We start from the raw sequence: 14,736 nt of genomic DNA, 5'->3' as shown, positions 1-14,736 counted from the left end.
TCTTGCACCCCAATAATCAAATTTCTTTTTTATATTAAAGGAAAAATCTTCGTATATCATTCCATGTAACAACAATCATCAATAACATTAATAAAGCAAAACCGATAAAGTGCACGAAACCTTCTTTGTTTTTATCGATCGGTTTCCCACGTAATGCTTCAATTCCAAAAAACAATAATCTTCCTCCGTCAAGTGCCGGTATTGGTAATAAGTTCATGATACCGAGGTTAATGCTTAATAGCGCACCCCATCGGAATAAATTAAATATACCGGATTGGGCGACAGCTTCAGTCGAGGCATAAATCCCGACCGGTCCCGAGAAAGCATCAATGGTAAAACCGCCCGTTACTAAATCGCCAAGAATGACAAAAATTTGTTTCGTCCAAAACCAAGTTTCCGTAAAACCGTAGACAAAGGCTTGACCAAAAGATTTATTCATCGGCTGATAAACACCAATTTTCCCTTCCCCCTCTATATTTTGCGGGGTTACTTGGATGTCCATCTGTTTGTCATCTCTCTCGATGTGGAAAGTGAGCGGATCCCCTGGATTCTCCTGAATAATTTCAACAATATCTAGCCAAGTTGAAACTTCCGCATCATCAATAGAATGGACAATATCTCCTTGTTTCAGGCCGGCTTTCATTGCAGAACCATCCTTAGTAATTTCCCCCAACATTGGCTCATTTGATGGCACACCTTGAATGAAACCAAGTAAAATAAACACGACGATTGCTAAAATAAAATTAAACAACGGACCGGCAAAAATGGTTAATGTCCTGGCCAATAACGATTTAGAAGAAAATTGACGGTCTATTGGAGCGATTTGTGATTCGATGCCGTTTTCCACTAAGACCGCTTTTTCATCAATTTTATAGGATTTAATCGTTTCTTCTTCCTCTTCTTCATAACCGGTAATAAATAAATCTTTTTCGATATCAGCTTGTTCAATTTCAATAATTCGAGCATCCGGATATTTTTCTTTCCGATTGATAATAATTTTTTTTACAATCTCATTTTTATCTAAAATTAAACCAACCCGCAAACCCGGTTTCAATTCAATAAGTTCCGGATCTTCCCCTGCCATTCGGACATATCCGCCTAAGGGCAGTAACCGGATCGTATAGGTTGTTTCATTCTTATTGAAAGCCAATATTTTTGGTCCAAAACCGATCGCAAACTCACGACACAAAATTCCCGAACGCTTTGCAAATATAAAATGACCTAGCTCATGAAAAAACACTAAAGCGCCAAACAATAAAATAAAAGCTAGCACGGTCGAAAGTGTACTCACTTATCATACCACCTTTGTTATAGAAAAATTTTTTATGTACGTGTTCAAAAAGAAAGAATCGCAATCAGTGAGAAAACACTATCCTTAAAGCGGTTGAAAAAAGAAAACTATTTCCGGGACTTTTTGAACAACGCCTTTAATGAAAACGACTGACCAGATGTTTCGTAACGATCTCCCTTGTTTCCTGATCAACGGAAAGAATTGTATCTAAATCGGGATTTGCTGTCGGAACATGATTTTCCAGCGCCCATTCAATTACATCTTCTATTTCAAGAAACTTTATTTTTCCGTTCAGAAAAGCCTGAACACAAACCTCGTTCGCTGCGTTTAATACAACCGGTAAGGTACCGCCCCTCCTGCCTGCTTCATATGCGAAACGAAGACAACGATACCGATTAAAATCCATTTTTTGAAAATGGAGTGTCCCCAATTCGGTCAAATCCAAACGAGCTGCATTAGTCGGTGTTCGTTCCGGATAAGTTAACGCATATTGTATCGGGATGCGCATATCAGGTGTACCCAGTTGGGCAATGATACTGCCATCATGAAACTCAACCATCGAATGTACCGTACTTTCTCGATGGAGAAGTACATCAATTTTATCATAGGGTTGATCGAATAACCAATGAGCTTCAATTACTTCCAGCCCTTTATTCATCATCGTGGCTGAATCGATCGTAATTTTTGCACCCATCGACCAGTTTGGATGATGTAAGGCATCTTCAATGGTCACATCCAATAGTTCTTCTCTTGTTTTGTCCCGAAAACTTCCACCTGATGCAGTAATAATTAATCTTTCAACATTTTTCTGTCGTTCTCCTTGTAAACACTGGAAAATGGCTGAGTGTTCACTATCTACAGGTAAAACAGGAATTTTCCGATCACGTGCCCGCGTCATCACAATATGCCCGGCAGTTACTAATGTTTCCTTATTCGCAAGAGCAATGGTTTTCCCCGCCTCTATCGCATTCAATGTCGGAACTAATCCAACACTGCCCAAAATGGCATTGACGAACACATTTGCATCAGGATGAACAGCCACGTCAATTAAGCCTTCATCACCAGATAAAATTTTACTGATACCCGCAAATTCCCGTTGTAATATCGCTGCATCCGCTTGATTTTGAACGGAAACAAGTTTGGGGTGGAATTCATTGATAATTTCCCTGGTTAATTCCAAATTTTTACCAACTGCAATGGCAACAAGTTCAAACTGATCTCGATTGGACCGAATAATATCTATGGTTTGTGTTCCGATTGATCCTGTTGCACCTAATAAACTAATTCCTTTCAAACAAATTCACCTCGAAATCATACCTTTTATAAAAAAATACGTAAGCGGTCGCCCCTACTCTCACCTATCTTCCTCACTTGTGCATATCGTGTCGGGCTTACAAGACATACCCGTATGGTCGGGATTATAAGAAAAATGACCCTACATTATAACATTCGCAACAAAATAAGGAGTGGCATAACAAACAACCAGCTATCAACCCTGTCGAGCATACCGCCGTGACCCGGTAATATTGTTCCAGAGTCCTTAACATGATAGTACCGTTTTAAAGCGGATTCCACCAAGTCACCACATTGACCGAAAATAGATAATATTACTGTAACAATCATCAGTTCAAACAATTGGAATTCCAGGTTAATATCCGTAAAGAAGTAAAAAAGAAGCGCAACGATGATCGCAGTAATGATCCCGCCAATTGATCCTTCTACCGTTTTGTTCGGGCTAATGTGTGGGGCTAATTTTCTTTTTCCTAATGCCCGACCGACAAAATAGGCTCCCGAGTCGGTGGCCCATATTAAAAACAATGCAAAGAAAATAAACAAAACCCCAACAGCTCTCGTTTCTATTATATAATAGAATCCGATTCCTATATATAAAACGGATAACAGACAATAACCAATATGTTCAAATGAAAACGTATTTTTACTAATGAATGAATAACATAAAAAGATAAGTACTCCCAAAAAGAAAAGAGCGGTTTTTCCTTCCAAACCTATTTGCTGAACAAAATTCAAATAATTAATTGGTAAAAGAAATATCCATAAAAGGAACAGCGACAAAATACCAGGAACTGTCATCAAGCTGATTTTTTTCATGCGAAGAATTTCAAATAAACATATTGAAGCCATAATATATATTAATATAACAAACGGAATACCGCCAATAAATACAATTGGTAAAAAGATTAGTGCTGCGATGATAGCTGTGATAATTCTTTGAGTCATTTATAAACCTCACCTTTATATTCCGCCAAAACGACGTGAACGTTTTTGATATTGTTCAATAGCATCTAAAAAATGTCCCTCATCAAAATCCGGCCATAAACAATCTGTGAACCATAATTCCGTATAAGCTGATTGCCATAACATAAAATTACTTAACCGAATTTCTCCGCTTGTCCGAATCAATAAGTCCGGGTCAGCTAAGTCTTTTGTCATTAAATATTGCGAAAAAATATCTTCATTTATATCTCTTTCATTGATATTTCCACATTTAATATCTTTGACAATATTTTTGATTGCCATAATGATTTCGGAACGACTTCCATAATTTAGCGCAAAATTCAACAATAATCCATTGTTGTTTTTTGTTCTTTCTATCGCTTTTTCTACGACCAGTAATGTATGACTCGGAATTTTTTCTTTCTCACCGATCACTTGAACTTTCACATTATTATCGATTAGTTCAGGTAAATAAATATCCAAAAACTCGGCAGGTAATTTCATCAGATAATCCACTTCCGATTTCGGCCTTTTCCAATTTTCCGTAGAGAAAGCAAATAAGGTCAATGTTTGAATACCAATATTATTTGCTAAAATGGCTATTTTTCGTACGACCTTCATCCCTTCATGGTGTCCGGCAATTCTGGGTAAAGCACGACTTTTTGCCCATCTGCCGTTTCCATCCATAATAATTGCTACATGATCGGGTACAGCTTGGCTTTTCACCAATTCCATCCGTTCCTTTATACTTTCCGGTATGGAACTTTGTTTATTAAAAAGTTTTTTATAAAACATATTTCATCCTCCAATTTTCGTCAGCAGAAGAATTCAAACTTGCGTGCGATTTTCCTTTTATGGTTATACGTTTTTAGTATATATAAATTTTCTAAAGGTCCTATTTACGTTGATTATTCCTGATTATGCTCATATGTATTTTATAACTTCTTATATCATACCAAAACAAAAGAAAAATCGCTCACAAATTTTATCATTAATCATTCAAGTTAACATTCTAAAAACGAAAATTTACGCTCAAAATGCAATATTTTGTTGTTCGAATCTCGGCCTATTCAATCCATACAAGAATTCCTCTAAAACTTTATTAGCGCTCAATAGTGCCTGACTCTATCATTAAAAAATGAAAGGAACAAAACTTGTCCGATCTTGGAAAAGTTGATTTGTTTTTATGCTTAATTAATTATAAAGGAAAAGAGATAAAGAAAAAACCCCGAAAGCAGGGGTTTTTTGAAAATTAAATATTAAATGAAAGGAAGCTTATACTTCTAAAATTTCTTTTTCTTTCTCTTTCGTAATCTGATCAATTTTGGCGATAAATTCATCCGTTAATTTTTGCACATCATCGGTATAACCTCTCAGGTCATCTTCCGTCAATTCACCATTTTTTTCTAACTTTTTCAAATCATCATTTGCATCACGACGAATATTACGAATAGCAACTTTCGCTTCCTCCGACTCCTTTTTCACCAGTTTCACCAGTTCTTTCCGACGTTCTTCTGTCAGAGGAGGGATTGCAATCCGAATAACGGATCCGTCACTCGTTGGATTCAAACCTAAGTCTGATTTCATAATTGCTTTTTCAACATCACTGACAATCGATTTGTCATAAGGTTGAATCATAAGCAATCTCGCTTCCGGTGTGGAGATGGATGCCAATTGATTGATTGGCGTTGGAACTCCGTAATATTCAACGGCGATCTTATCCAACAATGAGGCACTTGCTCGCCCGGCACGAATTGAAGCGAGTTCCCGGGTATAAGCTTGTACGGCTTTTGTCATACGTTCTTTAGCATCGGCCATTACTTGTTTTGCCACGTTTATTTCCCCCTTACTATCGTTCCAATATTTTCACCAAGGACAACTTTCCTAATATTACCTTCTTCCATAATTGAGAATACAATAAGTGGAATATCATTGTCCATACATAGGGATGAGGCTGTCGAATCCATAACTTGTAATCCGTTCTTAATGACGTCTAAATAAGAAAGCTGTGCATATTTTTTTGCACTTTTATCCTTTAAAGGATCAGCAGAATACACACCATCCACATTATTTTTAGCCATTAAAATAACTTCTGCTTCAATTTCAGCTGCCCGTAAAGCGGCCGCTGTGTCGGTTGAAAAATATGGATTTCCGGTGCCGCCAGCAAAAATAACTACCCGTTTTTTTTCGAGATGACGAATCGCTCTGCGACGAATATATGGTTCAGCTACTTGCCGCATCTCGATTGATGTTTGTACCCGCGTTTCAATACCGAGTTGTTCCAGACTGTCTTGTAATGCCAAGGAATTCATGACTGTTGCAAGCATTCCCATATAATCTGCGGTTGCACGATCCATACCCATTTCACTGCCAATTTTTCCGCGCCAAATATTACCGCCCCCGACAACAACTGCTACTTCTACACCCATTTGGGCAACTTCTTTTACTTGAGTAGCAATTGATTTAATTACTTTTGGGTTGATTCCGAAACCTGTGTCACCGGCTAATGCCTCACCACTTAACTTTAGGACGATACGCTTATATTTTGGATTTTCCATAAAAAACCCCCGATATGTATAATTTCTTGTCTGTAAAAAGGTTGACTTGTGTAGAAGAATAAGCATTGAAAGCCTCTCACAGGTCAACCTTATGACATGATTATTTTTTCACTTGATTCATAACTTCTTCTGCAAAGTTTTCTTGGCGTTTTTCTAATCCTTCACCGACTTCGTAACGAATAAATTCTCTTATTGTGGCATTTTTGGATTTTACATATTGACTAACTTTTTCATCCGGATTTTTTACAAACGGTTGCTCTAACAGGCAAATTTCTTCATAAAATTTATTTAGACGGCCAATGACCATTTTTTCAACGATGTTTTCCGGTTTCCCTTCATTTAATGCTTGTTGTTTCAGTACTTCTTTTTCGCGTTCAACTTCATCTGTAGGTACTTGTTCACGGCTGACATATTTTGGATTTAACGCTGCTGCGTGCATTGCCACATCTTTCGCTACTGCTTCATCTGTCGTTCCTTCTAGTACGGTAAGCACAGAAATGCGGCCGCCTAAATGTTGGTAAGCGCCAAATGCATCTTCTGCACCTTTTGTAAGAACGGCAAAACGACGTAAAGTAATTTTTTCACCGATTTTTGCAATGGCGGAATTGATATGTTCATTTAAAGTTGCACCGTTTTCCATCTTTTGTTCAAGTGCTTCTTCGACGGTTTGCGGTTTTTTGGCTAATAAATGTGCAGCAATTTCTTTTACTAGCGTTAAGAATTGTTCGTTTTTAGCAACAAAATCCGTTTCCGCATTTACTTCTAAAATAACGGCATTATTACCCTCAGTCAAAATGTAAGTAATCCCTTCAGCAGCAATGCGGTCGGCTTTTTTCGCAGCTTTTGCAATTCCTTTTTCACGAAGAAGATCAATGGCTTTTTCCATATCACCATCCGTTTCAGTCAAAGCTTTTTTGCAATCCATCATTCCTGCACCAGTTTTTTCACGTAACTCTTTTACCATCTGTGCTGTAATAGCCATGTACCTTTCCTCCTAAATATCTTCATTTGTTATGTACAATAATAGTATTCATCAGATTTATTATTTTCTATGATTGTTTCGAAAAAAAGGTGATAAGGGCTTTCCCTCTTATCACCTTCATCCCTTTACTCAGCAGCAGGTTCAACTTCTACAACTGCTTCTTCTTCACCTTGTCTTGCTTCCATAATTGCATCAGCCATTTTACCGGTTAATAATTTCACGGCACGAATCGCATCATCGTTTGCCGGAATCACATAATCAATTTCATCCGGATCGCAGTTTGTATCAACAATACCGACAATCGGAATGTTTAATTTACGTGCTTCTTGAACTGCAATGCGTTCTTTGCGTGGATCAATGACAAATAATGCATCAGGCAATTCTTTCATATCTTTAATTCCACCAAGGAACTTTTCCAATTTTTCTTGTTCTTTTTTCAATTGGCCTACTTCTTTTTTCGGCAGTACGTCAAAAGTACCGTCTTCAGCCATTCTTTCAAGATCTTTCAAACGTTGAATTCGTTTTTGGATCGTTTCAAAGTTCGTTAATGTACCACCTAACCAGCGATGGTTGACATAGTACATTCCAACACGTTCGGCTTCTTCTTTTACCGATTCTTGGGCTTGTTTCTTTGTCCCGACAAACAAAATTTTCCCGCCGTCAGCCGCAACTTCTTTAATAAAGTTGTATGCTTCTTCAACTTTTTTCACCGTTTTTTGCAGGTCAATGATATAAATACCGTTTCGCTCTTGGAAAATATATTTTTTCATTTTCGGGTTCCAACGGCGCGTTTGGTGTCCAAAATGTACACCGGCTTCAAGCAATTGCTTCATTGAAAGTACTGACATAAAAATTTTCCTCCTAAATGGTTTTCTTTTCCTCCGTTCACTTCTTCTTTAAACAGGACTGTCATGTCATTAGACTTTGACAAACAGCACCTCTGCTTAAATCCATGAACGTGTGTATTCACACCAGTAAATAATATAACATAACCGTTAATGACAATCAAGTTATTATAAAAAAAGGACTCGACTTTGGAATCCTTTCATTTCTTTATTGCTTTTTAATTAAAAAAATCCGGAGAAAACTTAATTAACAGTTCAATTTCTGTTTTTCCTTTATGTAAAGTTTTGGCTATTTCATCAATCGAATATCCGGCATTCAATAGTTGTTTTATTTTGTGCAGGTCTGAATCAGCTGCTGATTGCGCCTCGAATGGATCTTCCTTGCGAACATTTGTTTCCTTTTCGGGTATATCCGTTGTTTGCTTTACCGCTTTTTGATATTCTTTGATTCCTGCAAATAGTGGCGGTGACACAGGATGAACTTGATAATCCGTTCCATATTCAACTGTATCTTTATCGTTTCGTTCGATATTTAAATTTACAGGCTCAATCGTTTCATTCTTTTTATCAGAGGATTGCAGCTGTTTTATTTTGTTAATAAATGCCTCGTTCTCTTCTTTCATTTCAATTATAAATGCAGAAACACTTGCTTCCAACTCATCATTTAATTGTTTATATCTCTTTTCAATATGAAAAAGCCGGTTTTGACGGATATATAATATGATTACAGCGAATAATGCTAACAATGATATGATGAGTGTAAGAACAATTAAGTAGACCATTTCTTACTCCTTACCCAAGATAATCGATATGATGTCCTTTAAAAGGGTGTTGAACTTGTTCTTCAGAATGATGATCAATCTCTTTTAATTGTGTAGGTGGAAGGTCATGATCCCGACCGGACGTATCGTCTTTCCACTCTGTTAAATATGCTTCTTCATTTTCAGAAACCGTTTTTCGCTTTTTATCAGCTTCTTTTTGAACTGCTACATGTGCCTGCAAATTCATGAGCAGTGCCCGATTATTCCATTCACTTTGCGATTTTCCCGCATCTTGAGTCCTCGGTAAGGCAATTTGCATTTCAACAGCTTTCAAACTCATAGAAACCGCCTGCCTTTATTTGCATCGTTTATATTACGTATTTAAGTATGCTTTTAACTTTTGAATGGATTTCGTATGAATTTGTGAGATTCTTGATGTAGAAAGTTCTAAAATTTGACCGATTTCAGTAAATGTTAATTCTTCTTTATAAAATAAGTTTAACACAAGTTGCTCATTCTGTGATAATTTTTCGATAGCCTTCTTTAACTCATTAATTTTTTCTGCAAATAATAAGCTTTCTTCAGGTGTCTTCACTTTTTCGTCACGAATAACAAAGGATTGGGACTCTTTCTCGTCGCCCTTTTGATTCGTATGGTCATCGATAGAGAGGATGTTTGAAAAAAAATTGTCACCTAATAACGAATGCACTTCTTCTACTGACAATTCCGTCTCTTTGGCAATTTCTTCAGGAGTAACATTGCGTAAATATTTTTGTTCCAATCTGGCAATGGTTGTTTCCAACTTTTTCATTTTTTCCCGTGTTTTTCGCGGTAACCAATCTTCTTTTCTTAGTCCATCCAAAATAGCGCCACGAATCCGAAATGTTGCATACGTCTCAAATTTTAATTCCCGGCTGGGGTCATACTTTTGCATTGCTTCAAACAAACCGGAAAATCCTAAACTTAATAATTCATCCTTTATGACTGATTTGGGAACATTTTTATATATTTTTTCCACGATTAGGTGAACCAGTGGTGTATATTTTTCAATAAGTTGATTTCCTATTTTCTCATCGTGATGCTTCAACCATTGATAAAACAGAGAATCTTCTGCCATATTCCCTTCTGTTTGGTCGTTTTGATCAGAATTAACTGTATAAGGCAAAATGACCCCCTCCTTTAATACATTCGCTGCGAAATCGATTGTTTTAGCCTTCATAAATTGAAAGGAAACATGATAATAAATGATCATATTTCTTTACTCGATTGATTTACCGTTCTGACCATTAATTTCCCTGATTCGGGGGAAAATTCAATCGTTCTTCCACTGGAGCCGCCTACATCTTCGGCAACAAGTGGAATAGAAAACCTCTTCAGTTCTTGTTTTACTGCATCGACATTTCTTGGACCGATCCGCATGATGTCAGTTTTTGTCATAAATTTAAACATTTCTGCACCACCGGCAATTTTTGCTTTCAATTGCTTTTTATTTACCCCTTCTTTTTCCAACAGCTGAATAAGACATTCGACGGCAGTATCCGCATATTTGGCTTTATGAATGGTTTCCCCTCTGGCCAAAGAAGAATCAGGAAGCATAATATGGGCCAATCCGGCAATTTTTTTCTGCAAGTCATATAAAACAACACCGACACAAGAACCAAGACCAGATGTTCGAATTGTATTTGGCGCAGTAACAATTTTCATATCGGCGATTCCGACTTTTATAACGATGGATTCTTGTATCATTCCATGTCAACCCCAAGTTTCGTAAAAAGTTTTACAAATGAATCGGGATCAGGTAGTAAGAAAAAATGGCCTTTATAAAGGTCAGATTCATTCATTGTGTCCGGGTCTTTTATTTCAGTATCGATGACAATTGCAAAATCACTTACCTGGGATATTTCAATCAGTCCATAGCTGATAATGGCGCCAAACATATCAATTCCTACTGCAGGAACCGATGGAACGATATGCATTTGCAAAAAATCGGAAAGAGCAGATAAATAAGAACCGGCCAAGATGTTCCCCATTTCCTGAAATGCGGATAAAGCGAGTTCAGGAACGGACGGCTCATCAAAAGAAAAATCCGACATTCCCGTCAACTGCTGAATAAATATCGTCGCTTGTTTAATCGGCAATAAAAAGAACATATTTCCTGTTAAGTCCCCATCAATTTGTAGAAATACGGCTGCCACAACCATATCCGCTCCGCCAACCAGTTCCATCATTTCTTCAAATGATACAACCTGAACACTGGGTACATTCATTTCGATTTTTTTATTTAGTAAGCCGGAAAGAGCGGTGGCAGCATTTCCGGCTCCAATATTACCGATTTCTTTCAAAATATCTAATTGAAAGGAATTTAAGGAATTATTATTCAACACGCATCACTCAATCCTCTTGAAAATTTAATATTTTTTCCAGTTTTAACAAGATGAGCAGTCGATCCTGAATTTTTACAACACCGGCGATATAATTTTGCCTTTCCGTGCCGATTACGTCAGGTTGAGATTCAATGGTATCCATATCAATATTCATCACATCATTTGCTTCATCGACAATAAGACCGACCTCTTTATCTGCCATGGAAACAATGATGATTCTCGTATTTTGATTATATTCAGCCGCCTCTACTTGAAAACGGGTTCGCAAATCAATAATGGGAATAATCACCCCACGCAAATTAATGACCCCTTTAATATAATTTGGTACATGAGGGACTCTGGTAAAATGTTGCATTTTTTCAATTGATACAACATGTTGAACATCTAAAGCATACTCTTTTTGATTTAAGGAAAAAACGACAACTTTTTGTTCCTTCGCTTCTGTTTGAACAGGCATGACATCCTCTTCCTTTCCAATTAGATCAACTGCTGGAGTTAACGAAAAAGAAACATTTTGACAGTCAAGAATTCAATGATAAAGAATTATTTAATTAAAGCATTGCAGTCAATAATCAATGCGACTTGTCCATCGCCTAAAATGGTTGCACCGGAGATGGCAAAGACATTTGTTAAGTAGTTTCCCAACGATTTTAATACGATTTCCTCTTGTCCAATAAAGGAATCAACAACCAAACCCGCCAACTTGTCCCCTTTTCGAATGATCACAGTTGAAATATAATCATTTCCTTCGATAACTTTAGGAACTTGAAAAATTTCTTGTAAAGATAGTATCGGTACTACCTTCCCTCGGAAATCAATAACCGGTTGCTCATGGGCATAGTAAATTTCCGACTTTTTGAAAATGGCCGTTTCAATAATCGATGTCAACGGAATCGCATATTTTTCTTTTTGAACTTCTACCAACATAACGGAAATGATCGATAATGTCAGCGGTAATTGAATTAAAAAGGTTGTCCCGACATTTTCCTCCGAATGGACAGATATCGTGCCGCCTAATGATTCAATTGTGTTTTTTACGACATCGAGACCAACTCCGCGACCGGAAATATCAGAAATTTTATCGGCTGTAGAAAAACCGGATGTTAAAATCAAATTAAAAATTTCTTTGTCGGTCAATTGATTCATTTGTTCTTCCGTAATAATTCCCTTTTCAACCGCTTTTCGTGCCACTTTTTCGCGATTAATTCCTGCACCGTCATCGGTAATTTCGATGAAGACATGGTTACCGCTATGATATGCCTTCAATTGGATAGTACCCTCTTCCGGTTTTCCTTTTCGTAACCGTTCTTCAGGCATTTCAATCCCATGATCGACTGAATTTCTTAGTAAATGGACTAAAGGATCACCAATTTCATCAATAACGGTACGGTCTAATTCAGTCTCTTGTCCGATAATTTGTAAATGAATCTTTTTCCCTAATTCCCGGGACAGGCTGCGAACCATTTTCGGAAAGCGATTAAAAACAGCTTCTACAGGCACCATTCGCATTGTTAATACAACTGATTGAAGATCATTTGTCACACGCGACATCTTTTCAACAGTTTCACTTAATTCTTGATGATTCAGTTCTTTCGCAATCTGGTCAAGCCTTCCACGATCAATTACTAATTCCTCAAAAAGATTCATAAGCGCATCCAACCGCTCAATATTTACACGTATTGTCTTATTTGATAAAGTAATTTTCTTATCGGTTGTATCCCTAGCAGAAGAAGCCTCTTTTTTCTTTTGTTCTACGACATGTTGAGAAACATTTTTTTCAATGTTTTCATCCGGACTGTCTTCATTGTTCATTTTCTTTAAATCAGAAATTTCCAGTGGTACGACAGTTACTTTTTCAATTTCTGATACTTTCATGATTTTTTTCTCTATATCTTCCATTGAATCATGGGTAACAATTGTAACAACAAACTCATTTTCAAATTGCTCTTCTTCTAACTGTTCAACGTTCGGAACGGATTTAATAATGTCCCCGATTTTTTCCAGAACATCAAAAACCATGAAAACTCTCGCAGCTTTCAATAAACAGTCGGGACGGATAAATACGGAAACTTCATAAACCTTGTAACCTTGCTCTTTCGCCTGTTCCAATACCGTTATTTCAAATTGATCATAATTCAAATTGGTTTTTGAAATATTTGTATCACCGATTTCAGCAGGTTGAGGTGTGTCCGTTTGGTTTACTATCTTTCCGGATTCAATCATCTTTAATTTATTGATTGCATCCGACACATCTTCTTTGCCTTCACCGCCAGTAGCAATTGAGTTTACCATATTTTCCAGATGATCGATTGCCATAAAGATAATATCCAATAAGTCTGAGGAAAATTTATATTTGCCATTTCTGACCCCATCAAGGACATTTTCCATTTGATGTGTCAAATTTGCCATATCTTCAAAGCCCATTGTTGCTGACATCCCTTTCAACGTATGGGCAGAACGGAAAATTTCATTAACAAGTTCCAAATTATCCGGATCATTTTCTAGCTTCAGAAGGTTCTCATTACAACTTTGAATATGCTCCCTGCTTTCTTCGATAAAAACTTCTAAATATTGGCTCATTTCCATAACACTCATCCCTCATTAACAATTTTTGTAATTTGGTCTGCAATTTTATCCAAATCAATAACATAATCAATATACCCGGAGTTTATCGCAGATTTTGGCATTCCAAATATGATTGCAGTCTTTTCGGATTCGGCAATGGCATAAATGTTCTTTGATTGCTTTAATTGTTTTAATCCTTCTGTTCCGTCCGAACCCATTCCCGTCATGATAACAGCTACTTTCTGATAATCTCGAAGTTGACTGGCTGATGAAAACAATTTATCGACACTTGGGCGGTGTCCCTTAAGCGGTGGTTCCGTGCTAAGTTCCGTGACAAGCGTTTTCCCTACTTTTCTGACGACTAGATGCAGTCCCCCGGGGGCGATATAAGCAACACCATTTTGTAAAATTTCACCGTTTTCCGCTTCCTTGACATGAATCTCACTGATCGCATCCAATCGTTCAGCCAAGGACTTTGTAAACCCTTTAGGCATGTGTTGGACAACAAGAATCGGAGCTTGTAAATTTCTGGGTAAACAGGTTAATACTTTTTCAAGTGCCTTTGGCCCACCGGTTGATGTACCAATTAAAACAAGTTTTTTTCCCTGCCGATACGAATTTGTTTTAAGTACAGAACATTGTTTCCAATTATCATCAATGGTCGTTAGTGGTTTTGGTTCAATTGGGTCTGCCTGGATTAGCTGTTTTAAATTCACACGCTTTGTTTCTAAAATTCTATTAATCAATTCATCTTTCACTTTATATAAATCAAGAGAGATGGATCCGCTTGGTTTTGCAATAAAGTCAAAGGCACCATATTGCATGGCCAGTATCGTATTTTTTGCTCCTTCTGTCGTTGTACTTGAAACCATAATAACCGGCAAAGGGGATTCATCCATGATGTTTTTTAATGCGTCAATCCCGTCCATTACAGGCATCTCAACATCTAGTGTAACAACATCGGGTTTCAATCTTTTTATTTTATCCAATGCGTCTAATCCGTTTCTTGCTGTTCCAACAACTTGGATTCTCATATCATTCGACAATAAATCTTTAATAAGCGCACGCATAAATGCAGAATCATCAACAACCAAAACTTTGATTGGATTCATCAT

Annotated in this window: 16 protein-coding genes; all 16 read right to left on the bottom strand. The window is 37.1% G+C overall.

All coding sequences use genetic code 11. The features are described 5' to 3' along the window. Window positions 1–34: 34 nt before the first annotated feature. The 16 genes from rseP to LIZ98_RS03110 all read right to left on the bottom strand — a co-directional run bounded on the left by rseP (window position 35) and on the right by LIZ98_RS03110 (window position 14,733). Window positions 35–1,291 (bottom strand): RIP metalloprotease RseP, encoded by a 1,257-nt coding sequence (gene rseP / locus LIZ98_RS03185; RefSeq protein ID WP_108897951.1) that lies wholly within the window; start codon window positions 1,289–1,291, stop codon window positions 35–37. A 136-nt stretch (window positions 1,292–1,427) separates the two neighbouring features. Then, a complete protein-coding gene (gene dxr, locus LIZ98_RS03180) occupies window positions 1,428–2,585 on the bottom strand; it encodes a 1-deoxy-D-xylulose-5-phosphate reductoisomerase (protein ID WP_108897950.1) in 1,158 nt (385 codons plus the stop codon). Between the two features lie 146 nt (window positions 2,586–2,731). Continuing rightward, window positions 2,732–3,529 (bottom strand): phosphatidate cytidylyltransferase, encoded by a 798-nt coding sequence (locus LIZ98_RS03175; RefSeq protein ID WP_108897949.1) that lies wholly within the window; start codon window positions 3,527–3,529, stop codon window positions 2,732–2,734. A gap of 15 nt (window positions 3,530–3,544) precedes the next feature. Continuing rightward, entirely contained in the window at window positions 3,545–4,321 is a 777-nt protein-coding gene (locus LIZ98_RS03170; protein ID WP_034769815.1) for an undecaprenyl pyrophosphate synthase, read from the bottom strand. A 480-nt stretch (window positions 4,322–4,801) separates the two neighbouring features. Beyond that, window positions 4,802–5,359 (bottom strand): ribosome recycling factor, encoded by a 558-nt coding sequence (gene frr / locus LIZ98_RS03165; protein WP_034769814.1) that lies wholly within the window; start codon window positions 5,357–5,359, stop codon window positions 4,802–4,804. A gap of 2 nt (window positions 5,360–5,361) precedes the next feature. After that, window positions 5,362–6,084, bottom strand: coding sequence for a UMP kinase (gene pyrH / locus LIZ98_RS03160; protein WP_227138968.1), 723 nt, complete (start codon window positions 6,082–6,084; stop codon window positions 5,362–5,364). 100 nt (window positions 6,085–6,184) lie between these two features. Then, window positions 6,185–7,066: a translation elongation factor Ts gene (gene tsf, locus LIZ98_RS03155; protein WP_041848564.1), complete on the bottom strand. Its 882-nt coding sequence runs from the start codon at window positions 7,064–7,066 to the stop codon at window positions 6,185–6,187. Window positions 7,067–7,191: 125 nt separating this feature from the next. Further along, window positions 7,192–7,914: a 30S ribosomal protein S2 gene (gene rpsB, locus LIZ98_RS03150; RefSeq protein WP_034769810.1), complete on the bottom strand. Its 723-nt coding sequence runs from the start codon at window positions 7,912–7,914 to the stop codon at window positions 7,192–7,194. 215 nt (window positions 7,915–8,129) lie between these two features. Then, window positions 8,130–8,693, bottom strand: a complete 564-nt coding sequence (locus tag LIZ98_RS03145; protein ID WP_227138969.1) for a hypothetical protein — start codon at window positions 8,691–8,693, stop codon at window positions 8,130–8,132. Window positions 8,694–8,703: 10 nt separating this feature from the next. Beyond that, window positions 8,704–9,012 (bottom strand): hypothetical protein, encoded by a 309-nt coding sequence (locus LIZ98_RS03140; protein WP_227138970.1) that lies wholly within the window; start codon window positions 9,010–9,012, stop codon window positions 8,704–8,706. Window positions 9,013–9,045: 33 nt separating this feature from the next. Further along, a complete protein-coding gene (locus tag LIZ98_RS03135) occupies window positions 9,046–9,837 on the bottom strand; it encodes a FliA/WhiG family RNA polymerase sigma factor (RefSeq protein ID WP_274541930.1) in 792 nt (263 codons plus the stop codon). A gap of 83 nt (window positions 9,838–9,920) precedes the next feature. After that, window positions 9,921–10,418 (bottom strand): chemotaxis protein CheD, encoded by a 498-nt coding sequence (locus tag LIZ98_RS03130; protein WP_041848567.1) that lies wholly within the window; start codon window positions 10,416–10,418, stop codon window positions 9,921–9,923. Further along, window positions 10,415–11,056 (bottom strand): chemotaxis protein CheC, encoded by a 642-nt coding sequence (locus LIZ98_RS03125; protein ID WP_227138971.1) that lies wholly within the window; start codon window positions 11,054–11,056, stop codon window positions 10,415–10,417. The genes LIZ98_RS03130 and LIZ98_RS03125 overlap by 4 nt, the downstream gene beginning before the upstream one ends. A gap of 7 nt (window positions 11,057–11,063) precedes the next feature. After that, a complete protein-coding gene (locus LIZ98_RS03120) occupies window positions 11,064–11,513 on the bottom strand; it encodes a chemotaxis protein CheW (protein ID WP_034769803.1) in 450 nt (149 codons plus the stop codon). A gap of 86 nt (window positions 11,514–11,599) precedes the next feature. Continuing rightward, window positions 11,600–13,642, bottom strand: coding sequence for a chemotaxis protein CheA (locus LIZ98_RS03115; protein ID WP_227138972.1), 2,043 nt, complete (start codon window positions 13,640–13,642; stop codon window positions 11,600–11,602). 5 nt (window positions 13,643–13,647) lie between these two features. Beyond that, window positions 13,648–14,733, bottom strand: a complete 1,086-nt coding sequence (locus LIZ98_RS03110) for a protein-glutamate methylesterase/protein-glutamine glutaminase (protein WP_227138985.1) — start codon at window positions 14,731–14,733, stop codon at window positions 13,648–13,650. Window positions 14,734–14,736: the final 3 nt, after the last annotated feature.

It is taken from the genome of Caldibacillus sp. 210928-DFI.2.18, assembly GCF_020554505.1.
GTDB lineage: Bacteria > Bacillota > Bacilli > Bacillales > Caldibacillaceae > Caldifermentibacillus > Caldifermentibacillus hisashii.
Note: the sequence above shows the minus strand (reverse complement) of the source record. Positions and strands in the feature narration are given on the sequence as shown.

Excerpts from the sequence above, each read along its gene's own strand:
- LIZ98_RS03145 (WP_227138969.1), bottom strand. The coding sequence starts at position 8,693 with ATGGTCTACTTAATTGTTCTTACACTCATCATATCATTGTTAGCATTA.
- LIZ98_RS03115 (WP_227138972.1), bottom strand. The coding sequence starts at position 13,642 with ATGGAAATGAGCCAATATTTAGAAGTTTTTATCGAAGAAAGCAGGGAG.
- LIZ98_RS03170 (WP_034769815.1), bottom strand. The coding sequence starts at position 4,321 with ATGTTTTATAAAAAACTTTTTAATAAACAAAGTTCCATACCGGAAAGT.
- LIZ98_RS03110 (WP_227138985.1), bottom strand. The coding sequence starts at position 14,733 with ATGAATCCAATCAAAGTTTTGGTTGTTGATGATTCTGCATTTATGCGT.
- LIZ98_RS03120 (WP_034769803.1), bottom strand. The coding sequence starts at position 11,513 with ATGCCTGTTCAAACAGAAGCGAAGGAACAAAAAGTTGTCGTTTTTTCC.
- LIZ98_RS03140 (WP_227138970.1), bottom strand. The coding sequence starts at position 9,012 with ATGAGTTTGAAAGCTGTTGAAATGCAAATTGCCTTACCGAGGACTCAA.
- tsf (WP_041848564.1), bottom strand. The coding sequence starts at position 7,066 with ATGGCTATTACAGCACAGATGGTAAAAGAGTTACGTGAAAAAACTGGT.
- rpsB (WP_034769810.1), bottom strand. The coding sequence starts at position 7,914 with ATGTCAGTACTTTCAATGAAGCAATTGCTTGAAGCCGGTGTACATTTT.
- LIZ98_RS03130 (WP_041848567.1), bottom strand. The coding sequence starts at position 10,418 with ATGATACAAGAATCCATCGTTATAAAAGTCGGAATCGCCGATATGAAA.
- pyrH (WP_227138968.1), bottom strand. The coding sequence starts at position 6,084 with ATGGAAAATCCAAAATATAAGCGTATCGTCCTAAAGTTAAGTGGTGAG.
- LIZ98_RS03175 (WP_108897949.1), bottom strand. The coding sequence starts at position 3,529 with ATGACTCAAAGAATTATCACAGCTATCATCGCAGCACTAATCTTTTTA.